The 22,642-nt window shown below is 62.4% G+C and carries 23 protein-coding genes and 1 tRNA gene; 8 read left to right on the top strand and 16 right to left on the bottom strand.

Annotation, left to right across the window (positions count from 1 at the left end; all coding sequences use genetic code 11):
• Window positions 1–86 precede the first annotated feature (86 nt).
• Window positions 87–1,832 (top strand): patatin-like phospholipase family protein, encoded by a 1,746-nt coding sequence (locus tag AAC029_RS12420; RefSeq protein WP_339748240.1) that lies wholly within the window; start codon window positions 87–89, stop codon window positions 1,830–1,832.
• A gap of 4 nt (window positions 1,833–1,836) precedes the next feature.
• Here the strand turns inward: AAC029_RS12420 and AAC029_RS12415 are convergent, their stop codons facing one another.
• The 7 genes from AAC029_RS12415 to AAC029_RS12385 form a co-directional block, all read right to left on the bottom strand.
• Window positions 1,837–2,337, bottom strand: a complete 501-nt coding sequence (locus AAC029_RS12415) for a lysozyme inhibitor LprI family protein (protein ID WP_339748238.1) — start codon at window positions 2,335–2,337, stop codon at window positions 1,837–1,839.
• Between the two features lie 69 nt (window positions 2,338–2,406).
• The gene (locus tag AAC029_RS12410) at window positions 2,407–3,579 is read right to left on the bottom strand and encodes an isovaleryl-CoA dehydrogenase (RefSeq protein WP_339748236.1); all 1,173 of its coding nucleotides are present in this window, start codon (window positions 3,577–3,579) and stop codon (window positions 2,407–2,409) included.
• A 111-nt stretch (window positions 3,580–3,690) separates the two neighbouring features.
• Window positions 3,691–5,469 (bottom strand): hypothetical protein, encoded by a 1,779-nt coding sequence (locus AAC029_RS12405; RefSeq protein ID WP_339748234.1) that lies wholly within the window; start codon window positions 5,467–5,469, stop codon window positions 3,691–3,693.
• A 66-nt stretch (window positions 5,470–5,535) separates the two neighbouring features.
• Window positions 5,536–6,489: a kelch repeat-containing protein gene (locus tag AAC029_RS12400; protein ID WP_339748232.1), complete on the bottom strand. Its 954-nt coding sequence runs from the start codon at window positions 6,487–6,489 to the stop codon at window positions 5,536–5,538.
• Between the two features lie 40 nt (window positions 6,490–6,529).
• Window positions 6,530–7,921, bottom strand: a complete 1,392-nt coding sequence (gene mgtE / locus AAC029_RS12395) for a magnesium transporter (protein ID WP_339748230.1) — start codon at window positions 7,919–7,921, stop codon at window positions 6,530–6,532.
• Window positions 7,922–8,037: 116 nt separating this feature from the next.
• Window positions 8,038–8,124 (bottom strand) — tRNA-Leu (locus AAC029_RS12390).
• A gap of 62 nt (window positions 8,125–8,186) precedes the next feature.
• Window positions 8,187–8,435: a FliM/FliN family flagellar motor switch protein gene (locus tag AAC029_RS12385; protein ID WP_339748228.1), complete on the bottom strand. Its 249-nt coding sequence runs from the start codon at window positions 8,433–8,435 to the stop codon at window positions 8,187–8,189.
• A gap of 79 nt (window positions 8,436–8,514) precedes the next feature.
• Here AAC029_RS12385 and lipB point away from each other — a divergent pair, with 79 nt between their 5' ends.
• Entirely contained in the window at window positions 8,515–9,210 is a 696-nt protein-coding gene (gene lipB / locus AAC029_RS12380; protein ID WP_339748226.1) for a lipoyl(octanoyl) transferase LipB, read from the top strand.
• Between the two features lie 4 nt (window positions 9,211–9,214).
• On the opposite strand, the gene AAC029_RS12375 is transcribed toward lipB, so the two are convergent.
• The 4 genes from AAC029_RS12375 to AAC029_RS12360 form a co-directional block, all read right to left on the bottom strand.
• Window positions 9,215–9,415 carry a hypothetical protein gene (locus tag AAC029_RS12375; protein WP_339748224.1) on the bottom strand — a complete coding sequence of 67 codons (201 nt, stop codon included), beginning with the start codon at window positions 9,413–9,415 and terminating at the stop codon, window positions 9,215–9,217.
• A gap of 91 nt (window positions 9,416–9,506) precedes the next feature.
• Window positions 9,507–9,977 (bottom strand): DUF805 domain-containing protein, encoded by a 471-nt coding sequence (locus tag AAC029_RS12370; RefSeq protein ID WP_339748222.1) that lies wholly within the window; start codon window positions 9,975–9,977, stop codon window positions 9,507–9,509.
• Between the two features lie 97 nt (window positions 9,978–10,074).
• Window positions 10,075–12,084, bottom strand: coding sequence for an acetyl/propionyl/methylcrotonyl-CoA carboxylase subunit alpha (locus AAC029_RS12365; protein ID WP_339748220.1), 2,010 nt, complete (start codon window positions 12,082–12,084; stop codon window positions 10,075–10,077).
• Window positions 12,085–12,174: 90 nt separating this feature from the next.
• Window positions 12,175–12,627 (bottom strand): potassium channel family protein, encoded by a 453-nt coding sequence (locus tag AAC029_RS12360; protein ID WP_339748218.1) that lies wholly within the window; start codon window positions 12,625–12,627, stop codon window positions 12,175–12,177.
• A gap of 139 nt (window positions 12,628–12,766) precedes the next feature.
• Here AAC029_RS12360 and AAC029_RS12355 point away from each other — a divergent pair, with 139 nt between their 5' ends.
• The gene (locus AAC029_RS12355; RefSeq protein ID WP_339748216.1) at window positions 12,767–13,627 is read left to right on the top strand and encodes a hypothetical protein; all 861 of its coding nucleotides are present in this window, start codon (window positions 12,767–12,769) and stop codon (window positions 13,625–13,627) included.
• Here AAC029_RS12355 and AAC029_RS12350 read toward each other — a convergent pair.
• Both AAC029_RS12350 and AAC029_RS12345 read right to left on the bottom strand, forming a co-directional pair.
• Window positions 13,624–13,914, bottom strand: coding sequence for a DUF1330 domain-containing protein (locus AAC029_RS12350; protein ID WP_339748214.1), 291 nt, complete (start codon window positions 13,912–13,914; stop codon window positions 13,624–13,626). The genes AAC029_RS12355 and AAC029_RS12350 overlap by 4 nt on opposite strands.
• A 60-nt stretch (window positions 13,915–13,974) precedes the next feature.
• Window positions 13,975–15,360 carry an FAD-dependent oxidoreductase gene (locus tag AAC029_RS12345; protein ID WP_339748212.1) on the bottom strand — a complete coding sequence of 462 codons (1,386 nt, stop codon included), beginning with the start codon at window positions 15,358–15,360 and terminating at the stop codon, window positions 13,975–13,977.
• 159 nt (window positions 15,361–15,519) lie between these two features.
• On the opposite strand from AAC029_RS12345, the gene AAC029_RS12340 reads away from it, so the two are divergent.
• The 3 genes from AAC029_RS12340 to AAC029_RS12330 all read left to right on the top strand — a co-directional run bounded on the left by AAC029_RS12340 (window position 15,520) and on the right by AAC029_RS12330 (window position 17,137).
• The gene (locus AAC029_RS12340; protein ID WP_339748210.1) at window positions 15,520–16,410 is read left to right on the top strand and encodes a fatty acid desaturase family protein; all 891 of its coding nucleotides are present in this window, start codon (window positions 15,520–15,522) and stop codon (window positions 16,408–16,410) included.
• A 146-nt stretch (window positions 16,411–16,556) separates the two neighbouring features.
• Window positions 16,557–16,880: a type II toxin-antitoxin system prevent-host-death family antitoxin gene (locus AAC029_RS12335; protein WP_339748208.1), complete on the top strand. Its 324-nt coding sequence runs from the start codon at window positions 16,557–16,559 to the stop codon at window positions 16,878–16,880.
• A complete protein-coding gene (locus AAC029_RS12330) occupies window positions 16,877–17,137 on the top strand; it encodes a Txe/YoeB family addiction module toxin (protein WP_339748206.1) in 261 nt (86 codons plus the stop codon). Before AAC029_RS12335 ends, AAC029_RS12330 begins: the two co-directional genes overlap by 4 nt.
• 645 nt (window positions 17,138–17,782) lie before the next feature.
• Here AAC029_RS12330 and AAC029_RS12325 read toward each other — a convergent pair.
• Window positions 17,783–19,315, bottom strand: coding sequence for an acyl-CoA carboxylase subunit beta (locus AAC029_RS12325; RefSeq protein WP_339748204.1), 1,533 nt, complete (start codon window positions 19,313–19,315; stop codon window positions 17,783–17,785).
• A 153-nt stretch (window positions 19,316–19,468) separates the two neighbouring features.
• On the opposite strand from AAC029_RS12325, the gene AAC029_RS12320 reads away from it, so the two are divergent.
• Both AAC029_RS12320 and AAC029_RS12315 read left to right on the top strand, forming a co-directional pair.
• Entirely contained in the window at window positions 19,469–20,560 is a 1,092-nt protein-coding gene (locus AAC029_RS12320) for a GNAT family N-acetyltransferase (protein WP_339748202.1), read from the top strand.
• Window positions 20,561–20,585: 25 nt separating this feature from the next.
• Window positions 20,586–21,371, top strand: coding sequence for a hypothetical protein (locus tag AAC029_RS12315; protein WP_339748200.1), 786 nt, complete (start codon window positions 20,586–20,588; stop codon window positions 21,369–21,371).
• Between the two features lie 33 nt (window positions 21,372–21,404).
• Here the strand turns inward: AAC029_RS12315 and AAC029_RS12310 are convergent, their stop codons facing one another.
• Both AAC029_RS12310 and AAC029_RS12305 read right to left on the bottom strand, forming a co-directional pair.
• Complete coding sequence (locus tag AAC029_RS12310) at window positions 21,405–21,920, bottom strand: GrpB family protein (protein WP_339748198.1); 516 nt, start codon at window positions 21,918–21,920, stop codon at window positions 21,405–21,407.
• Window positions 21,921–21,953: 33 nt separating this feature from the next.
• Window positions 21,954–22,622 carry a 2OG-Fe(II) oxygenase gene (locus AAC029_RS12305; RefSeq protein WP_339748196.1) on the bottom strand — a complete coding sequence of 223 codons (669 nt, stop codon included), beginning with the start codon at window positions 22,620–22,622 and terminating at the stop codon, window positions 21,954–21,956.
• Window positions 22,623–22,642 lie beyond the last annotated feature (20 nt).

Here is a 22,642-nt window from a genome sequence, read left to right as displayed (position 1 = left end):
TTTGCGCTTATTCCCAGTCCGTGGTTTTGTTCGAATCATCAATCGCGCCAACCCACCGGTTGGCTTGAAAATTCGCACGACGCGTCATGGCTCTCAATCTATCCTTCCTGCCCTTCCTGAAACGGGTCGAAAAATCGGCCCTCGATGCCGTTGAGGCAGAGGTCGAATGGTTCTGCCTGCCGGCGGGGCAGATGTTGTTCCGCGAAGGCGACCCGGCCGATGCCTTCTATCTGGTCCGCTCTGGCGCCTTGGCGGCTTTTCGCGACGGCGCACTGGGCCGCCCCAATCTGATCGGCTATATCCGTGCCGGCGAGCCGGTTGGCGAGATGTCCCTGCTTGACGAAAGCCCTCACAGCGCGAGCGTCTACGCCCTGCGCGACACCGAATTGGTGCGCCTGCCCAAGGCCAGTTTCGACAAGCTGACGCGCAAGCATGCCAGCTTGATGCGTGAATTGGCGCGCATGATGCTGGCACGGCTGCGCGGAACCCAGCGCAATGTCAGCGCCGAGCCGAGGGTGTTTGCTCTGATCAGCAGTTCGCCCACCATCGACCTCGCCTATCGCGCCGCAGAATTGAAGGAGGCGCTCAGCCGGCTCGGAAAGACTTGCGCGATTTGCGATGAGAGCTGCGTCGAATGGAGTGGGCGCCATCTCGACGAATTCGAATCCGGCTTTGATATCGTGCTGTTGATCGCCAAGCTGGGTGATCCGATCTGGGCCCGGCGCGCGATGGGGCGAGCTGATCGCATCTGGCTGATGGCGCGTTCTGATGCGCGCCCCTCAACGCCGCTCCTGCCCGACGATCCCTCCCCGGCCGCCAAGCTGAAACTGATCGATGTTGTGATGCTGCATTTCGGCGGCATCGTCCCGGCCTCACGACCGCAGGAATGGGCCAGCGCCGCCGATGCGGCACGGGTCTTCCACTGGCGCCAGGACCGAAATCAAATCGATGCCGACCGGTTGGCGCGCACGCTGACCGGCCAATCCGTCGGCTTGATCGTATCCGGCGGCGGCGCCCGTGCCTATGCGCATATCGGCGCGATCCGGGCGTTGCGCGAAGCGGGCATGAAATTCGACTTCGTCGGCGGCTCGTCAATGGGTGGCATTATCGCCGCCGGGATCGGGCTGGACTGGAGTGATGACGAGCTCGAAGACCGCATCCGCAAAGCTTTCGTAGACTCCAATCCGCTCGATGACTGGAATCTACCGGTGATCTCGCTAGCCAAGGGCCGCAAAGTCGATGCCCGCCTCAAGGAGCATTTCGGTGACGCCGAGATCGCCGACATGGTGCGCCCCTTCTTTTGCCTGTCCTCAAACCTTGCGACGGGGCGCGCGTTTGTCCATCGCAGCGGTCTGGTACGCGAAGCCCTGCGCGCAACCGTCGCGATTCCCGGCCTGTTGCCGCCGGTAGTGCGGGACGGGCAAATCCTGGTCGATGGCGCCGTCTTCACCAATTTTCCGGCACGTGAAATGCGCGCTTTCCATCGCGGTTCGGTAGTCGGCATTGATGTCAGCCGGGCCCAAGGCCTTGACCCCGATGATTTCATCGACCCGCCGAGCTTTTTGGGCTGGATCCGCCAGCACGGCTTCAAAACCCTGCCGCCGATTGCCTCGCTGCTGATGCGCGCGGCCACTGTTGGCGTCGCCGATGATCGCGATACCGGGCGCGAGGCCGCCGACCTGCTAATTCTGCCGGAAACGAATGTCGATTTGCGCGACTGGCACCGATACGACGAATCGCTCGAAGCGGGATTTGATGCGGCTCAGGGCATGCTGGCGGGAATCGACGATGCAACTCGGCTGCGGCTGGGCTTACCCGCCAAGACAGGCTGATCGTTTAGCGCGGTTCTTCGAGCCAGCCGAGCAGGCGGATCGTGCGCCGGGCAGCATAATCCCGCATGCAAGCTGCGGTCACCAGGGGCTGCATCGAGCCACCCGCAAAGGCCGAGGCTTCAAATTCGCAGTCAGCATCACGTAACGCCATCCAGGCGCGCTGGGCCTCGCGCAGGCCCTCATCGCGGGGCGCGCCGAGCTGTTGCATATAGCGGGTATAGGCCGTGTTGAGCCGGCTGTCCCAGGCCGCATATTCCTCGCCAGTACAACGGATCATGCCCGAATTGGTTTCGCCGTCCGCGCGCAACGTCATGCAGGCGCTGGAATATTGCCCGATGCACGTCGCTTCGCGCGTCGCAGTGTCGGGATACTGGCCCACACAGGCCTCTATTGTGTTGGCGGGCGACAGAATTGGCATGGCGTGTGCCGGACCGTCTGTCTTCTGCGCGTATCCGCAGGCAGACAGGCCGATGGCAAGGCTGGTGGCAAGCATCAGAACGCGCATGGGAGACCTCACAAGGGACAGCGGTGCTGTCAGCCTAGCGCCTCTGCTCTCACCCGGCCAGCGTTACGCTTATGCGCTTTCTTCGAACAACTCGCGGCCAATCAGCCAGCGGCGAATTTCCGAGGTGCCGGCACCGATTTCGTAGAGCTTGGCATCGCGCAACAATCGGCCGGTGGAGTATTCATTGATATAGCCATTGCCGCCTAAGAGCTGGATCGCGTCCAGCGCCATTTGGGTTGCGGCTTCGGCAGCATAGAGGATAGCGCCGGCGGCATCCTTGCGCGTGGTCTGGCCGCGGTCACAGGCCTTCGCGACGGCATAGACATAGGAGCGCGACGCATTCATACGCACATACATGTCGGCCAGTTTGCCCTGGACAAGTTGGAAGGAACCGATTGATTCTCCGAATTGTTTGCGCTCGCGGACATAGGGCATCACGACATCCATACAGGCCTGCATGATGCCGATAGGTCCGGCCGACAATACGGCGCGTTCATAGTCGAGCCCGGACATCAGGATGCGGGCACCGCCATTGAGCGGTCCCATCACATTCTCGGCCGGGATTTCGCAATCCTCGAACACCAACTCACCGGTTTCCGAGCCGCGCATGCCCAGCTTGTCGAGTTTCTGGGCGACGGAGAAGCCCTTGAAATTACGCTCGACGATAAAGGCGGAGATGCCGCGTGAACCGGCATTGATATCGGTCTTGGCGTAGACGACCAGCGTATCGGCGGCCGGTGCATTGGTGATCCACATCTTGGTGCCGTTGAGCACATAATGGTCGCCGTGTTTTTCCGCCTTCAGCCGCATGGATACAACGTCGGAGCCCGCTCCAGGCTCTGACATCGCCAGGGCGCCGACATGCTGGCCGGAGATCAGTTTGGGCAGGTAGCGGGCCTTCTGGGCCGGGTCGCCCCAGCGGCGCAACTGGTTGACGCAAAGATTGGAATGGGCGCCATAGCTCAGCCCGACCGAGGCCGATGCGCGGCTGATTTCTTCCATCGCCACGACATGTTCGAGATAGCCCAGCCCGGTGCCGCCATCGTCTTCCGGCACGGTCATGCCGAGCAGACCGAGCGCGCCCATTTTCTCCCACAAATCAGCGGGAAAGACGTCAGAGCGATCGATTTCGGCAGCGCGTGGCGCAATTTCATCGGCGGCGAAGGCGCGGACGCTGTCGCGGATCATATCCGCTGTTTCGCCGAGGTCGAAGTCGAGGGATGGGTATTGATTGGAGATCATGCCCAGCGACATAGCACGGCGTCGGGGCCGGTCAAGATCGACGCCTGCCGTTCAGGCAGGGCGGTGCCCGCTTACTGATCACTTGCTGGTCGCCAACTGGTCGCTAACCGGTTACTTGCCGCGTTTCTGCCGCCGCTTTGCCGATAGGATCGAGCCGAGCATCCACGAGGCGGTAATCACCAGGAAAGCACCGGCCACGGCGGCCAAAACGCCCCAGGTCGGATCGCGTTCGACCCAGACCCGCGGCCAATCGCCATAGATGTCGAGAATACCGGCCCCCATCACAACCAGACCGGCAATTAGCGTCACGACAAAGCCCCAACCGTCTTCTTCCTTGCGCACCGCGACCGGTTTGCTGTCGACGAACAGGTCGCTGCTGCCGACCAGATCCTGAGGCGAAAGCGGATCTTCGCCTTCGGCATCGGACATCATGGCATCGGGCGTGCCGGCAAGTTCATCGATATGGGCGACATGATCGGCATCCGAAGTTGCGCCCTCGCCGGCGATATCGCCGATCGCACCTTCACTCGGTGCCGGTTCATCGGCGGGATGCGGCGGCGGGGTCCGGTCACCGGTAACTGCCAGTGTCCGTTCAACCACTGCGACAGCGGCGGGAACGAGATCCACGGGGGCGGCGTCCGGCGCGGAAGCTGCGGCTGAATCGACTTCGGCTATTGCGGCTTGGACATCCTCAGGCGAGGCGCTGTCCGACTCTGCATCTGAAACGGTCTGCGTCTCGGGAGCTGGCTCTGCTTCCGGTTCAGGCTCTGGCACTTCGACGGCGGCCGCCCCGGCTTCGCTCGACGTTTCAAGATCGGCTGGCCACGTGCCGGTAAAGGCATAGCCCAGGCTGACGCCATCGGGCAAAACATTGGCGTCATCAGCCTGCGGTTCAGGACCATCATCGTCGCCGGGCACAACCGCTTGGACATGCGCGATTTCCTGCGACATGCGCGCAATGACCTGGGCCGAGACCGGCTCCGCCGGCGCGGCATCATGAGCCACACGCTCGGGGTCGTCTGACACAGGGGTTGGCTCTGGCTCGACTTCGCCTTCAGGCCCGGCACTATCCACGGTCTCGTCGACCGGATCGCCAGAGTCTGCAGCGGGAGTGTCCTCAACCGGATCGGCTTCGACCGGCTGCGACGGCGTTTCAGCAGATTGGACCGGGAATTCAGGCTCAGGCTCGGCGGGCTGGTCTGCAGCAAGTGTGTCAGGATGGGGCGTGTCGGTTTCGAGCGGCATCGCGCCAACGGTGGCCAGAATGCGGGCGATTTCGCTCTCGGCTTCGCGCCGGGCAGCGGTCTGCCGGCTTGGAGCCGGCGGCGGCATCAGGGATTCCGGCAATGCCGCGCGCGAGCGAAGGGCTGGCTCGGTCATCGCAGGTGGATCAGCGGGATGTTCAACCTTGATCACAAGATCGACCATGGCCGGCTTGCGCGCCGCAGCCGAGGCAGCCAGCGCATCATCACGCCCGGCCAAAAGCATGGCGCTCTCGGCCTCGCGGCGTTCGGATGCGCCATCGCCATAGCCGGCCAGCGCTTCGGCGGCGGCTTCGATACGACATTCAAACAGATAGCGGGCCACGTCGGAGCTGCGAAATGCGGTCGCACCGATATCATGCACGAAGGAGGTCAGCGCATCACGCTGCATTTTCGGCACCGGCTCGGAAAACATCTCGTCGATGACGGCTTCGGCCTGCATGACGTCATAAATCAACAGCAGCGCCGCATCCTCGCGCGATACCCGCACGCCTTCGCGGGCTGCGGCGCGATGACCAAAGCCGACGCGCCAACGCCCATCACTGCCTTGGGCAGCGAGTTCGCGATAGGGCTCGAACCGCTGGATCAGTTCGCGGGCGGCCGGAGAAGATTTCAATTGCGGTTTCATCGTGTTCTGTTTCGAGACCCGTCACTGCATCATCTCACAGCAACTGCAAGCCCGATGCCGGGCGGCTCAACTGGCCTCGTCGAAAAAGACATCGGTGGCATCCATCGCCGTGAAGGGCGCAAAGAATCCGCCGCCACTGCCGCCACCAATCAGATAGATACTGCCATTGAGAACAGCCGCGTCGGCAGCTGTGCGAGGGGTGGGAAGATCGGCTTCACTGCGCCAAGCCGTCTCGCCGGGTTGCCAGGAGGCGTGCCGGCGCAAAGTCAGCCGCTGCTCGCCCTCAACACCAGTACCACCGAGCACATGGATGCGTGAATTATGTACGACGGCGGCGATCCCGGTGCTGGCGCCAGGCAGATCAGGGCCGCGGCTCCAGGCATTAGTCGCCAGATCATAAATATCGACCTGCGCCGACAATTCACCGCGCAGGGAGCCACCAATGACATAGATGCGGCCATCCAGGCCCACGACAGCCGAGCCTCGACGGGTGACATCGTCGGGAATTTCGAGCGTCTCCCAGCTCAACCCCTCAGGGTCGAACACATAAATGCTGTTATCGTCGCGCGTGCCGCCAATTGCGTACAGGCGATCATCCACGGCCAGCATCGCAAAATCGGCCTTCGGACCGGGCATGGCAATTTCGCTCTGCCAGATGCGCCCCTCGGTCGACCATGACCACATCAGCGCGGTGGGCTCGACTCCCAGCTCGCCGGCCGCATAGCCGCCAGCGGCATAGATCCGGCCATTAATGGCCGCCATGCCAAAGCGCTCGAGCCCGCGCGGCAGCGAGGTCTCGGGCATCCAGCGATCGATTTCCGGATCGAAGACTTCGAATTCGGCGCGCGGCGCCGTCAAACCAGCGCCGCCCGCTGCATAGAGCCGGCCATCGAGCACAGTAACGGCGAGACCGGCGCGCGCGACATCGAGCCGGGCCGCCGATTCCCAATGACCCTGCGCGGCCGCCGCTGGCGTCCACAACAGCACGACGAGAGACATCAATTTGATCAGATGCACCATTCCACCACCAATATTTCACCCGGCACCCGGCTTGATATCATCACAACAGGACGATTGTCGCCAGCCCCAGGAACGCCAGGAAGCCTACGACATCGGTCACGGTGGTGACAAATACCGATGAGGCGACCGCAGGGTCGGCCCCGGCGCGCACCAGGCCGAGCGGGATCAAAATGCCCGACAGGCCTGCCAGGGAAAGGTTGACGATCATAGCGATGCCGATCACCGCCGAAAGCTCCCAATCGCGGAACCAGAGCAGTGTCACCGTCGAAATCAGCAGCGCGAAAATCACGCCATTGATCGTGCCCGTCGCCAATTCCCGCCAAACGACACGCATCGCATTGGCCGCCGTCAGGTCGCGTTCGGCGATCGCCCGCACGGCAACCGCCAGGGTCTGGGTCCCGGCATTGCCGCCCATCGAGGCCACGATCGGCATCAGCACAGCAAGTGCCACGATCCGCTCCAGCGCGCCTTCAAACATTGAAATCACGCCGGAGGCGAGGATCGCCGTAAACAGATTCACGAGCAGCCAAGGCGCACGGGAGCGCACCGAACGCAGGACGGTGTCGGCGAGGCCCGCCTCATTCACGCCGGCCAGAGCCAGCATGTCTTCCTTGTTCTCGTCCTGGATGACGTCGACCATGTCTTCCAGGGTCAGCATACCGGTCAGACGCCCGGCACTGTCGACCACAGGTGCCGAGACCAGGTGATATTTCTGGAACAGATAGGCGACTTCTTCCTGGTCGGTTTCCGGCTCCACCAGAATGCGCGGCGGTTCCATGATGTCGGTCAGATGGACATCGCGCTGGGCGCTGAGCAGCCGGCAGACCGGAATTTCCCCGACCGGGCGAAAGCCGGTATCGACGACAAACAGATCGTGGAATTTGTCGGGCAAATCATCAGCGGATTCGCGCATGTGATCGATCGCGTGGCCGATGGTCCAGAAATCCGGAGCCGCAACGAATTCGCGCTGCATCAGGCGGCCGGCGGTCTCGTCGTCAAAGGCCAGGCTGGATTCGACGGCCTCACGATTAATGTCAGAAATTTCCGCCAGCACGGCGGCGCGCCGGACTTCGTTGAGTTCTTCGACCACCTCGGTGGCGTCATCGCTGTCGAGTTCGGCAATCGCTGCGGCCAGATGCGAAGGATGGAGATAATCCATCACCACTTCGCGTGTGCCAGGGTCCATCTCGGCGAGGACATCACCGGAGAAAATATCGGGCGTCAGCTCGGCGAGGATACCCTGCTGGCCAGCCGAGAGCTGCTCCAGCACGTCGGCAATGTCGGCAGCATGCAAGGGTGACAGCAGTCGCCGGATCAGATCCGCATCGAGATCGGAAATCGCCTGGCGAAGTTCAGCAACAAATTCAGGATCGGTGTCGGCCCGCGCGGTGCTTTCGCGATAGAGGTCGTCTTCAAAAGCGGTGTCGCTCATGGGGGGCCTCCGTGCGCTGGCTGATTGATTCACCGGCACACTAGGACGCAAGCGCCGCAAAGGCGAGAGAGGCCAAGCCCTCCGCGCCGTATTTATGCAGGCAATATCGAGAAAAATGGTGCGGTCGAGAAGACTCGAACTTCCACGGGTTTTACCCCACAGCGACCTCAACGCTGCGCGTCTACCAATTCCGCCACGACCGCACGTGGAAGAGGCGCGGAGATAGCAACATCCCCTCCTCTTGTGAAGTGTCTAATGCGGCAGCTTACGCAGCTGCGAAGAATTCATTGGCATCGGCGACCCCGGTAATGGTGATCGAGATGCGATCGCCCTGCAGCACGACGTCGCCGCGCGCGATGGGATGATTGTTCGCGAGGATCCAAACCTGGTCGTCTTCGCCGCTATCGAGCGGGATGACAGCGCCGCGACCCATCCGCAGAAATTGCTGGATCGGCATTTTCGAGCGTCCCAGCAGGACGGCAATCTCGATCTGAACGGCGCCAAGTTGGCTCACGGATACACACTCCTGGACTTGCGATTTCTCGCGGGAATGATGATGTTTGACCGAACCGGTTTCAGCGGGGTTAAGACGCATGGAAAATACAGCATCTCGCGTCGATTGGGCCGTGTCAGAAAAACCGGTCGGTTATGCCGACGCTGTCGCGGTTATGGAGGCGCGCGTTGCCGCCATTCTCGCCGGCGAAGCGAATGAGCTGGTCTGGCTGCTCGAACACCCGCCGCTCTACACCGCCGGCACTTCGTCCAAGTCTGGCGATCTGCTGATGCCCGACCGCTTTCCGGTCCACACCACCGGTCGCGGCGGCGAATACACCTATCACGGGCCCGGCCAGCGCGTGGCCTATGTCATGCTCGACCTGACCAAGCGCGGCCGCGATGCCCGCAAATTTGTCTGCAATCTGGAGCGCTGGTTGATCGAGAGCGCCGCCGCGTTCGGTGTCACAGCCGGCACACGCGAAGGCCGTGTTGGCGTCTGGGTTGAGCGCGGTGATGCCCGCGAAGACAAGATCGCCGCGATCGGTGTGCGCTTGCGCCGCTGGATATCCTTCCACGGCATTGCGTTCAATGTCGCACCCGATCTCACGCATTTCAGCGGCATCACGCCGTGCGGCATCTCCAACCCGCTTTATGGCGTCACCAGTCTGGCCGATCTGGGCGTTCGCGCTTCGATGGATGATTTCGACGCAGCGCTACACCTCGCCTTCAACCAGGTGTTCGGCCCTGCGAGCCGGGCATCGCCGCCGGTGCTAGTTCCGGACGCGGCGGCGTAAAGCCTCAAAGTGTGTGCTGGACCGGCGACGCCACAGGTCGGCGCATGCGGGCAAACCAGACCGCAATCAGGGCAATACCCGAAGGTATCAGGATGAGGCCAAACTGCATCCGCATCGCATCCAGCGTGGCCAACAGGACAAGGCCGAGCAGATAGGCCGTCACCGAAGCGCGATAGACGGGCAGGAAGAGCACAAGCGGATTCATCGACGGGCCAGACATCTCTAGACAAGCCCGCACCTATCCGTCGATCCGCTCAGCGGTCAACCGGTCAGATGCGCCATAGGTCGCGCCAGGCTCAGAGCAGAACCGGTTTCAGCTTGAACATGTAATAGCCCAGCGCGCCGTTGGTGATCACGCTGACGATCATGTTCCGGAACACCTGTCCCGCCCCCATCGAGCGCGTGCCGGCCATATTGCCATAATCCATGCCGCCGAACACGGGCGACAGGATCAGGACCACGACGGTCGAGATCAGGATTGCGACCACGATGGCCGCGACCGTCATCCAGCCGGATTGGCCGGCATCGTGAAAACGCTTGGAAAAGATACAGACCCACGCATAGGCCAGCGCCAGTCCAACGACGAGGTTGAGCAGGCCCACCAGCATGCCCATCCCAGGGAAAAGCGAAAGCAGGCTGAGCACGAGCGATGCCGCGACGATGGCTGCAAGCCCTTGGGCGAAATCCATCGGGCCGAGCTTGCCGCTTGAGCCGATCAGGATGCGCTTTGCATCCTTGGGATCGAGAATAAAGTCCTGAGCGTTCATGGCGTCCTCCCCGATTGAAGCGGGAAAGCCTAGCCTAATGCGCGAACTTGTGAAGCCGGATTCAAGTTTTGGGCGAAATATGCCGGGCGCAGCCGCGCTATTCGAATTCGATCATCAACTCGTCGGCCGCCACCGAGGCGCTTGGCGAAACGTTGACGGACTTGATCACCCCGTCGCGTTCGGCCCGGATGACGTTTTCCATCTTCATCGCTTCGACGACGAGCAGTATCTCGCCGCCCTTGACCGCTTGGCCGGCCGCAACCGCGATCGAGACCACCAGGCCCGGCATCGGGCTGAGGACCAGTTTGGAGGTGTCGGCCTTTGGCTTTTCCGGCAACAGGGTGTGCAGCTCGGCCGAGCGCGCCGAACAGACCAGCGCCACGGCCGCATAGCCACGATGGCGCATGCGATAGCCTTCTGTGCGGTCGGAGAATTCCAGCCCGAAGGCTGTGCCATTGATCTCGGCATCGAACAGATGCGAGCCGGCACGCCAGCTCGTCTTCAACTCAAATTGCTTTTCCGCCAGTGTCGGGGCCCAGACCCGCGCTTCGCCCGGCTCGCCCAGTTCAATCTCGACCGGGAAGCGGCGGCCATCCATCAGCACGACCCATTCGCGCGGTCCCGGCCCCGGCGGCGGCGTGATCCGGCCTTCGATCTGGGCGGCTCGGCGCACGAAGGTCTCGTGTACGAAAGCAGCGGCGCAGACCATCCAGGTCAGCTGGTCTTCGCGTGGCGCGGTGCCATGGAAACCGTCGGGGAAATGCTGGTCGATATAGCCGGTATGGATCCGTCCGGCGCGGAAATCGGCCTCATCGAGCACCGCCGACAGGAAGGGCGCATTCGACTGCAGCCCTTCGACATGTAGCCGGTCCAGTGCCGCTGCCAGCGTGTCGATGGCGATCTCGCGGGTTTTGCCATAGCCGATCACCTTCGCGATCATCGGGTCATAGAAGAGCGAGATTTCATCGCCTTCCCTCACCCCGGCATCAATGCGCAATTCACCCTCGCCGAGCGGGCCGGCTTTCGGCTCGACAAAGCGTTTCAGGCGCCCGATCGAGGGCAGAAAGCCGCGATAGGGATCTTCGGCGTAAAGCCGTGCCTCGACGGCCCAGCCCTTGATCTTGACGTCGCGCTGGGTCAGTTCGAGCGGCAGGCCGGCGGCAGAGCGGATCATCTGCTCGACCAGATCGAGCTGCACGGTCATCTCGGTCACCGGATGCTCGACCTGCAGCCGCGTATTCATTTCGAGGAAGTAGAATTTGCGGTCCTTGTCGACGATGAATTCCACCGTGCCAGCGCTGTCATAATCGACAGCCGCCGAGAGCGCGACAGCCTGCTCGCCCATCGCGGCGCGGGTCTTGGCGTCGATGAAGGGCGAAGGTGCCTCTTCGAGGACTTTCTGGTTACGGCGCTGGATCGAACATTCGCGTTCATTGAGGTGGATCACATGGCCGTGCTTGTCGCCGAGCACCTGGATCTCGATATGGCGCGGTTCCTCGATGAATTTCTCGATCAGGATGCGATCATCGCCAAAGGCGGTCTTGGCTTCATTGCGTGCCGCGGCAAAGCCTTCGCGCGTCTCGACTTCATTGCGCGCAATGCGCATGCCCTTGCCGCCGCCGCCTGCCGAAGCCTTGAGCATCACCGGATAACCGATGGCCTTGGCCGCCGCGACAGCCGTATCGGCATCGGCGATCTCGCCATCGGCGCCGGGAATGGTTGAAACGCCGGCCTTGGCCGCGAGCTGTTTGGAGCGGATCTTGTCGCCCATCGCTTCGATCGCATGCACATTGGGCCCGATCCAGGCGACGCCGATCTTCTCGAGCGCGATCGGGAAAGCGGCATTCTCCGACAGGAAGCCGAAGCCGGGATGCACGGCATCGGCGCCGGTCTGCTTGACCGCATCGAGGATTTTCTCGAGCCGCAAATAGCTTTCGCCCGGCGCGGGCGGTCCGATATAGACGGCCTCATCGGCCATCTCTACGGCCAGACTCGCCGCATCGGCTTCTGAATAGACAGCCACGGTGGCAATGCCCAGACGCTGGCAGGTCTTGATGACCCGCACGGCAATTTCACCGCGATTGGCAATCAGGATTTTCTTGAACATTGCAGCCCCAGGCAAAGCGGGCGGACGCCCGGTCGGTGATCCGGTTTAGCGTGGCTCGCGCCCTGCCCGCAAGCCATGGTGTGTAAGCGGTCAGTCACCGTCGCGATGATGATCAAGCCAATCGAACTCGATCGCGCGCAATCTGCCGATCACCGTGACCAGAAAAGCCGTCGACCAGCCGATCAGCAAAAACCCGTTAAAGCCCTCGATCGCCCCGACCAGACGCCATTGCTGCGACAGCAAGACATCGCCATAGCCCAGCGTCGTGAAGGTGCTGGTGGCGAAATACAGCGCCGATTCCAGCGTCGAAAACTCGCCCAGCGCCAGGTAGAGCAGCGAATAGGACCAGATCTCGACGGCATGGATCGCGAACAGGCCGAACACGATCAGCATGATGAAACCGGTCTGGCGCAGCACATTCTGGTGTGGCCTGATCCCGCCGGAGCGCGCGCGCATGAAGGCCATCAACAACACCAGGCCGACCATATGCGTGATCACAGTGACCGAGCAGATCAGAAAGGAGACCAGCAGTGCCCAGATCATGTCTACCCCTCGCAGCCGGTCGTCCCGGCGGGCCGCCCTTGCCGCCACTAGAGGCGGATGTTGGTGAAATCACAACACAGTTCTACTCCTTGCGCACGATATGAGCCATGATCGGCGCAAGGGATTCGAGGAACCAGCCATGACCAAACCGATTTATCGCCTGTCCTCGATCATGCGTCCGCTCGAACCGCAATACCCGACCAATCGCGCGGTCTTGATCCTGCTGCCGCTGATTGGCCTTGGCCTCGGCGGCGCCGCCGTCTTCCTGCACGATGCCGGTTTGGCCGATGCCGCCTCGACCGGGTTGAGCGGATTACTGGCCGCCTTTCTCGTCTGGGCTCTGGGCCGCGAAGTTGATCCGGACCGCAATGAGGCCGCTTTCATCGCCATGGCGCTGACCGTTATCGCCATCGCGCTGGGCTGGGCCCCGGCCCTGTGGGTGCTGACGCTGGCCCTGATGGCGACGCGCGTCGTGGTACGCACAGTCGGACAGGCGGCCAAGCTGACTGATCTTGCTATTGTTACCGTGTTGGCTGGCTTGGCCGTCTTCGTGGATGGCTATTGGGCGATGGGCGTGGTCGCCGGCTTCGCGATGGCCGTTGACCTGCTGCATGATCGCAAACGGACCCTCAATCTCGTCTTCGCCGCCTTCGCGACCGGTTTTTCGATGTTCGCCGTCGTCCAGCGCGGCGGCGATTGGGGCGCACTGATCGTGCAGCCGCTCGGCACCATCGATCCCGGCTGGAGTCTGGCGGCGTTGATCCTGACCGTGCTGAGCTTCGTTTTCATCCTCACCTGCCCGCCGGTGACCAGCGTCTGCGATGCCAATAGCGAGCCGCTCGAACGGCGCCGGGTGCGAGACGGAGCGATCATCGTGGTGCTGTTCGCCACGGCCGCGATGTTTGAAGGCCAGGCCGGACTGTTGGCGACACTACCGATCTGGGCTGTTCTGGCTGGCCTGATCGGCGGGCGCGCCTGGCCCAAGCGCAAACCGGCCTAGAAACAACCGTCGACCAGGACCATCTTCACCGTAGTGGTTTGCAACCGGATTTCGAGCAATTCCTGATAGTCCGGATCACTCAGAAATTCTTTCGCACTCTCCCGCGCGGGGAATTCAAGCACGACTATGCGCTCCGGGTGCCAATCACCCTCCATGGGTGTCGCTTCGGCACCCTGCACGATATAGCGCGCGCCATGCTTCTCCAGAAATGCCGGCACGCGCTCGATGTATTCACGAAACCGGCCGAAATCGTGAACCGCAAGGTCGAGTATAAGATAGGCTTTCATAATCGGTTGTCCCTCCTGAAACTTTGACCGTCTGAAGTTCTGGCGGATTCGGAGAACGCGTTAGCGTTCCACCACCGCAATCGCCGCCGCGCGGCCTGAGCGCATCGCGCCATGCACCGTGCCGGGCGCATTGGTCGAGGTCGCCTCGCCGGCGAAAAAGACCCGGTTATCGACCGCGTCAAGAAGACGGATACGCGTATCGGCCCGGGTCTGCTCGGTCGGGAAAGAATAGCTGCCCAGCGCCTGCTCGTCGCGAGCCCAGCGCGTCACCTGCACGGCGACCGGTTCAGGAAAGCTGGACCCGAACATCGAGCGCAGCGCCTCGCTCGCCAGCCGGCCCGTGGTGCGGTCGCTGGCACCCTCCAGCTCGCGCGCGAAAGTGCCGGCATTGAAGGCCATGATTGCCGGGCCCTGGCTATAAGCGGCCAGATTGACGAATTCGCTCCACTCACCGCGCGCATCGGCCAGCCGGTTGAAGATCTCGATATTTCGCGGCCAGCTGACCGCATCATATTTCAACACGCACTTATTGAGCAGACCCGAGCCGAGCGCCGCGATCGCCGCCGTCTTGGCCGAGGGCAGACCCGGCTCGAAGCGGATGCGACCGGCCTGCAACACACCGAGCGGCACAGTCACGACCACGACATCGGCGCTCTCGACACCAGCTGCCGTAGTGACAGCGACGCCGCTGCCGCGATATTCGATGCGCTCAACGCGCTGCCCGAGCCGGATATCCAGCCCCAAGGCGAGATGTTGCGCCATCAAATCCAGCCCGCCGGTGACCAGCCCATCGCCGCCGCGCAAATCATCGCCCTCGGTCCAGAAACAGCGCGATAGCTGTTCGAAATCGGCGCCAAATTCATGCTCGACGATGGAATTGATCGCAAATTGGGCCCGCTGGTGCTGGCTTGCGCTGGCGGCATCGAGACTGACCTGGCGCGCCATCCGATTGGCAACGGTTCCGCGCGGCCGGCTGCGGCAGGCACGCGTTAGCGACTCGCCCGGAGCGTTTTCCATATGACGCTCCAGCCTTTGCTCAACGACTTCCAGCCGGGCCAGGGCCTGGCGGCCAAGCAGGCCGGTGCCGGCCTGGTAGACGGCGCGATTGTCATAGTCAGTCGGGTGCAGCACCAACCCGGCACTCCGCGCCGCGCTGGCCGCCGTATTGCCGGTGACACCATGGATCCAGGACGCGCCCAGCTCGACCGGCAAATCGCTCCATTGCCGGCTGGTCTTGAGGCGGCCGCCAATGCGCGTCTGGGCTTCAAGCACAACAACGTCCATCCCGGCGCGCGCCATGTCGCGGGCGCAGACCAGTCCCGCCGCGCCAGCCCCGATCACGATCGCCTTGCCGGACCGCCTTTGTGCCGGCGAGGCCCCCGTCATCAGCGCCATGGCCGCGAATCCGGCCAAGACGCCGCGTCGATCGACAAATTTCAACGCCATCACGCTTTGCTCGCCACGCCCCACCCAGATCGCGCATAGTCGGCGCAATTCAAAAACTTGTCACCCGTCAATCGGGGCTGGGCTGACCGCGCGGCGGCGAAGCCGAGCGCTCTAGCCGCGCGCAGCGGATTGCGCGATACTGAACGCGGAGGAATTGCCATGACGTCCAACCTGTCCGACTGCCTGTCGCGCGAGGAATTGCGCACCCTGTCGCGGGCGACCGACTGGCAGGGAGCCCTCATGCTGGGCGGTGATTTCGCGCTGGTCATCGCCGCCTACGCGCTGGCCATCGTCTGGACCAATCCCGTCACCGTGCTGATCGCCATCGCCCTGCTCGGCGGACGCCAGCTCGCCTTCGCCATCGTGATGCATGATTGTGCCCACCGCTCCCTCTTCCACAGCCGCGCGCTCAATGAATTCGTCGGCAAGTGGATTGGCGGCGCCGCGATTGATGCGCCCTTCCTGGCCTATCGCGCCTATCATTTCGATCACCACAAATATGCCGGCACCGAGAAGGATCCTGACAAGGGTCTGGTCAAGGACTACCCGGTCACGCGCGCCAGCCTGCGCCGCAAATTCATCCGCGACCTGACCGGCCAGACCGGCCTGCGCGAGTTGGTCGCATCGTGGAAAGCTCCGGTCCTGGCCGAAAAACTTCCCTTCCTCGCCTTCCAGCTGGTGATGATCATCGCCCTCTACGCCGCCGGCGCCCTGTGGGCGATCGGGCTGTGGTGGGCCGCACGTATCGCCATTTTCCCCGCCGTGATGCGCCTGCGCCATATCGGCGAGCACGGCGTTGCCATCAACCGTCTCGACACCGAGCCGCGCAACAACACCCACACCACCCACGCCAACTGGATTGAACGCGCCCTGGTGGCTCCGAATTACGTCAATTTCCATCTCGAACACCACCTCTTCGCCGCCATCCCGCCCTACAACCTGCCCAAGCTGAACCGCCTGCTCAGCGAGCGCGGCTATTTTGAGGGCTATGAGGGATCGAGTGCGCCGAGTTATGGGGCGATGCTGGCGAAGGCGGTTCGGGCGGAATAGCCCGCAAAAAAGGGGACAGGTATATTTAACGCGCCCGCGCCGTAGTGGCATTACTGGCGAAACGGAATGGCGGCGCGTTAAATATACCTGTCCCCTTTTTCGAGCGCAGCGCTTGAACATTGTACAAATTTCTGTACAATTACCACATGACCAAACTCGCCAATATCCTCTCCTTCTCCCAGGCCCGCGCCAGCCTGAAGGCCCTGATGGAGCGTGTCACCGCTGACAAACTGCCGGCCATCATCACGCGCCAAGGCGGCGAGCCGGTGGTGATGATTGCGCTGTCGGAATGGGAGGCGATCCAGGAGACGAATTACCTGCTCTCCAGCCCCGCCAATGCCAAACGTCTGCGCGCCAGCATCGCCGAAGCCGAATCCGGCCAGACCCGCACCCTCACCCCGGAGCAATTGCGGGGCATGGCCGAAGCCCCGGGCGATTTCGCCAATTGGCTCGGTGAGCCGCAGGGATGAATGTCGAATTGCGTCCTGAGGCCATCGAAGACCTGACCTGGTTCGCCGCCCATGACGCCAGACTGCTCAAACGCGCCCTCAAACTGATCGAGGCGACCCGGCGCACGCCCTTCGAAGGCCTCGGCAAACCAGAACCCCTGCGCGGCGAACTCGCCGGCTGGTGGTCACGCCGCATCGATAGCCAGCACCGGCTGATCTACCGCGTGACCGGAGAGCCTACGCGGGTGCAGGTGGTGCAGGCGCGGTATCATTATTGAGGTGGCTGACGCCCATCTCCCTTTACCCACAATACGTTGTCATCCCTGACGGATGCCCCGCAAAAGCGGGGCGCAGATCAGGGACCCAGACGCCCGACAGGTTTTCGCAAGCCGCGCAACGCCAGCCCCGTATCACCCGTTCCGCACCGGCCCCGGGCCGCGACAGTAGCCCGCTGAAGCCGGAGCGTCTGGGTCCCCGCTCTGCGGCCCGATCAAGTCGGGCCATCCGGCGGGGATGACAGATGTTTGGGGGGTTGAAGGTGGGTGGCAGGAGAAGTAGTCACGCCAATAATCACCGTCATCCCAGCGCAGACTGGGACCCAGATTCACACGCAGACCTGCAGCAGAATGGGCGCAAGCCTCCAGACGTCACCACCTCACGAGACTGGATCCCAGCCTGCGCTGGGATGACGTTCTGATGACGTTCCAGGGGGGAGCGTTGCGCCCTGCCCGGCCAAGCCGGGGAGCGATCCATAAAACCCTTGCCGAGAGGGCGCCAGAGTGGCGTTGAGCCAAGCCACCGCACACCGTAAAAAGTCTCTCGTCATCCTGACGCAAGTCAGGACCTCGATATTTCAGGCTCCGCACCTGTCGCGTCGAGGTCCTGACTTGCGTCAGGATGACGAGGATGAGCTGCGACACCCCCTAAAGCGGAATATTATCGTGCTTTTTCCACGGGTTCTCGAGCTGCTTGTTCTTCAGCGTCCGCAGCGCGGCGATCAACCGTTTGCGCGTTGAGTGCGGCGAGATCACGTCGTCGATATATCCCCGGCCGGCAGCGATAAACGGGTTGGCGAAGCGGGTTTCGTATTCTTCGACATGGCCGGCCATTTTTTCGGCGTCGCCCAGATCAGCGCGGTGGATGATTTCGGCGGCGCCCTTGGCGCCCATCACGGCGATCTGGGCGGTGGGCCAGGCGTAATTGATGTCGCCGCGCAGATGTTTCGAGCTCATCACATCATAGGCGCCGCCATAGGCCTTGCGGGTGATGACGGTGAGTTTGGGGACCGTGGCTTCGGCATAGGCGAAGAGGAGTTTGGCGCCGTGCTTGATCAGGCCGCCATATTCCTGCTTGGTGCCGGGCAGGAAGCCGGGCACGTCGACGAAGGTGATGATCGGGATGCCGAAGGCATCGCAAAAGCGCACGAAACGGCCGGCCTTGCGCGAGGCGTCGCTGTCGAGCACCCCGGCCAGGCGCATCGGCTGATTGGCGACGAAGCCGACCGGCTGGCCATCGAGACGGCCAAAGCCGGTGACGATATTGGCGGCATAGTCCGGCGCGATCTCGAAGAAATCACCCTCATCGGCGACCTTGGAAATCAATTCCTTGATGTCATAGGGCTTGTTGGGATTGGCCGGCACCAGGGTGTCGAGACTGGCATCGATCCGGTCGGGATCGTCGAAGCTCGGCCGCAGCGGCGGCTTGTCGCGATTGGACAGAGGCAGAAAATCGATCAGACGGCGAAGCTGGACCAGGGCTTCGAGATCATTTTCGAAGGCGCCATCGGCGACACCGGATTTCTTGGCATGGATCGAGGCGCCGCCGAGCTCTTCATGGGTGACGGTTTCATTGGTCACCGTTTTGACCACATCCGGCCCGGTAACATACATGTAGGAGGTGTCCTTCACCATGAAGATGAAGTCGGTGATGGCCGGCGAATAAACATCACCGCCGGCGCAAGGCCCCATGATCATGGAGATTTGCGGCACGACGCCGGAGGCCAGCGTGTTCTGAAGGAAGATGTCGGCATAGCCGGCGAGCGAGGCGACCCCCTCCTGGATGCGCGCACCGCCGGCATCGAAAATGCCGATGATCGGGGCGCCGTTTTGCAGGGCGGCTTTTTGGATCTTGACGATTTTCTGGGCGTGGGTCTCGGAGAGCGAGCCGCCGAACACCGTGAAATCCTTGGAGAAAACATAGATCAGGCGGCCATTGATCGTGCCATGGCCGGTGACGACGCCATCGCCGGGGATCTTCTTGTCGGCCATGCCGAAATCAACGCAGCGATGCTCGACGAACATGTCCCACTCTTCGAACGAGCCGTCATCGAGCAGCAATTCGACCCGCTCGCGCGCGCTCAGCTTGCCCTTGGCATGCTGGTTCTCGACCCGCCGGGGACCGCCACCAGCACGGGCGCCAGCCCGCTTTTCGATGAGTTGTTCGAGCACATCCTTCATGGACGCCAATCCTTCCGCATCAATCAATCCTGATCGATAGCAGAGGTCGCAGCGCAAGGGCAATCAATCGACCTGCTGCCGGATCAATGACGGGCCCGTCCGCACCGGTGCGATTCTTGCATTTTCCCCAACTATCGCAATTGAAAGCCGGTCATGGCAGCCAGCGTCATCACGACAGAAATGGTCCCGCTCGCGGGACTGACGACGGCACAGCGTTCCGCCTGGCGCGGCATGCGCGCAGAAAACCCGACTCTGGCCTCGCCCTATTTCGCGCTCGAATTCGCTGATCTGATTGCCGACCGGCGGCGTGACACTCAAGCGCTTGTGCTGACACGCAAGGGCCGCACGGTCGGGCTTCTGCCAATGCAAATGTCGAACTGGGGTGTTGCCCGGCCACTGGGCGGCCCGTTGGGTGACCATAACGGGCTGGTCAGCGATGATAACAGTCTCGACCTCGCCGCCGCGCTCCGCAGCAGTCGCGCTTCGGTATTTTCCTTCGAGGGCGCGCTGGCCAGTCAGGCCACATTCGCCGCCGAAGCGTCACAAATTGAACCATCTTGGGCGATTGACCTGAGCCAAGGCTACGACGCCTGGCTCGAAAACAGACGCCTCGCCGACGCCAAGGCGATGCGCAATATCCGGGCGCGCCAGCGAAAACTCAGTGAGTCTGGTCTGGAAATCACCTATCGCCTCGATGATCGCCGCCCGGAAGCGCTGGCTGCAACTTTCGCCAACAAGCGTGAGCAATACCGGCGGACTCACGCCTTTGATGTTTTCATCGCCAAATCGGCCCGCGATCTGATCCAGGATCTGTTCGAGCACCAGACGCCGCAATTGCGCGGCTGCCTGTCGACGCTCGAAATCAATGGCCAGCTGGCCGCGGCCCATTTCGGCATGCGGTCCGAATCGGTCCTGCACTACTGGTTTCCGGTCTTCTGGCCGCAATACGCACATTTTGGCCCCGGCCTGCTGCTCTTCCTCGAAATGGCGCGTGAGATGGCGGCTGCCGGCATCGACACGATTCATCTCGGACCCGGCGATGTCGACTTCAAACGCAAGCTGGCCAATGCCTCATTCGACGTTGCCAATGGACGCATCGTGCGACCATCGATGGCAGCCTGTCTGATGTCGGCCAGTACAGGCATTGACACATTCGCCCGCAGCCTGCCGATCGGCCGCATGGCGCGCTGGCCCGGCAAAGCCCTGCACCGCCTCGACACCCTCGCTGCCGCCTATGGCATTTAAGGCATCAAACTGACGGAGACGCGAGATGGATTATTTGTCCCCGGACGGCGATATCGGATCGCCACTGCAAGCCGCCGGTCTTCTGGTCATGGCGCTGATCGGCGCCCTTATCCTGGCGCGCGGTCTGGTTTCACAGACACGAACCGCTGGATTTGGCGGACTGGTATCGAGCCTGTGGCGCTATGACAGCGTTGTTGCGATCAGCTTGACTGCCCTGGCTATCCTCAATGTCGTCCACACATTCACGCCCCTGGCCGGCGTTTTCCGGCCTGAAGTCGGCGATGGTGGTTTGGTCGAGAACCTGACCGTCACCGTGATGATTTTCCCGGCCGTGCTTTTCCTGGGCCGTTTGATGGCGGGTAAACCACGCGCCGGACATTTCGGCCCCGTCATGATGGTTGCGCTCAGCCTTGTGCTGGTGGCGGGGTTTGGGGAGGAAGTCAGCTGGGGCCAGCATTGGTTCGGCCTCGCCGTGCCCGAGGCGATTGCCCAGACCAATCTGCAGTCTGAGATCAATCTGCACAATTATATCCAGCCCGGTGTGATGGAGGCGATCTATTTCGCCGCCGGTCTGGTCCTGCTACTGATCGCCGCCAACCTGCGGCTGATCCTGCAGCCGGCCGAGCGGGCCCCGGGTTTTCTCGCCCTGAAAGCGTTGTTGGTGCTGAGCGCCGTGCTGCTCTGCCACCATGTCTTCCAGGAGCTCGGCGAACTGGCCGTCATCACCGCCGGATTTCTGGTGTGGAAACGGCTCGATGACGGACGGCTGGAATTCGCGCCGCGCTGGCTACGGGCCATCACGGCCAATTGATCATCAGCGCTTTCTATGACCGGGTTTTGCCTGTCAGGCCTTGACCCAGGCCAAGGCCTGCTGCTGGAGTTCAGCGACAAGCGGCCCCTTGGCGGTCTGGTAATCCTGACGCCCGATATCGGGATCGGCCAACAACCCCGCCTTCAAAACGCTGTACCGCCTGGCGTGCTCGGGAAAGGCCCGCAGATAATCCCGAAATGCCAGATGCCGCTGGAAGTCCGGGCTCTCATGGTCGTAAACATGCAGGTGATGCGTACGTTGGCCGCGACCATCCGTCTTGCGAAAATATCGCCGCCCGGCCAGACCAAATTCGCCCTTGGCCTCATACCCCACGCGGGCCATCGCATCGGTACAGTCATCGACCGCCTCAATCCGGGTCACCCCGGCCAGCATGTCGATCACCGGCTTGGCCAGGATGTTGGGAATGGCCGTGCTGCCGATATGGTGCAGCGCCACGGCATTCACTCCGAGCGCGGACTGGATATGGCCCGCCTCATCCTGATACCGCGCAGCCCAGCCCGGATCATGCGCTACCAGCATCAGTACCATGCCACACCTCCGCAGGCCCTGCTCCGGGCGGACCTATTGAAACGGGTTCAGCTTTTTGAGGAAATATTGCAGTCCACCGCGGTTTTCCTTGCGGTCGAGCTCTTCCTGCGAGGTCAGGAACGTCGTCTGCACGACATAGCGCTCGCCCTCGAACGGCAGATGGCCGTGCCAGGAATTGTCCGCGCGCAGGAAGGCGAAGACATAGCCAGCCAGGGGCGGCACTTCCTCGGTGAAATCGTCAAAATCGGTCGGCCCGTTGAGCACGCGGATACACCCGGCCCCGGTGCCGTCCCATTCCGCATTGAGATAGGTCAGCATGGTCAGGATTTTCGACTTCGAGTCATTATGGATCGGACCGTCGGAAAGCTGGGAGATCTTGCGCACGGTGATCATGCGCGGCTTGTCGGTGAAATCGACACCGAACTTGTCGGTCATCAATTGCGCCAGGTCGGGCGAATTGAGGTCCTGCATCAACTGATCAAACGTGCCGTGGGCCTCCAGCTTCGACAGCGGCAGATAGCCCGGCTTGTTGATTGGCGGGTAATCGCGGCGGATTTCGCCCGCCTCGGTCTCGCTCAGCGTGCCCGGCGCGACAAAATAATTATAGGGCTCGGTGCGCAGCTCGGCCGCGCGCAAGGCGGCAAAGTCCAGAATACCGCCCGGACCGGTCTTGCCGCCAGGTGTCGTGCTCATCTCAGCCATGTTGATATCTTCCACTTGTG

Source organism: uncultured Maricaulis sp., assembly GCF_963975345.1.
Lineage (GTDB): Bacteria > Pseudomonadota > Alphaproteobacteria > Caulobacterales > Maricaulaceae > Maricaulis.
The sequence above is the reverse complement of the archived record's forward strand: the minus strand, read 5'-3'. Positions and strand labels throughout refer to the sequence as shown.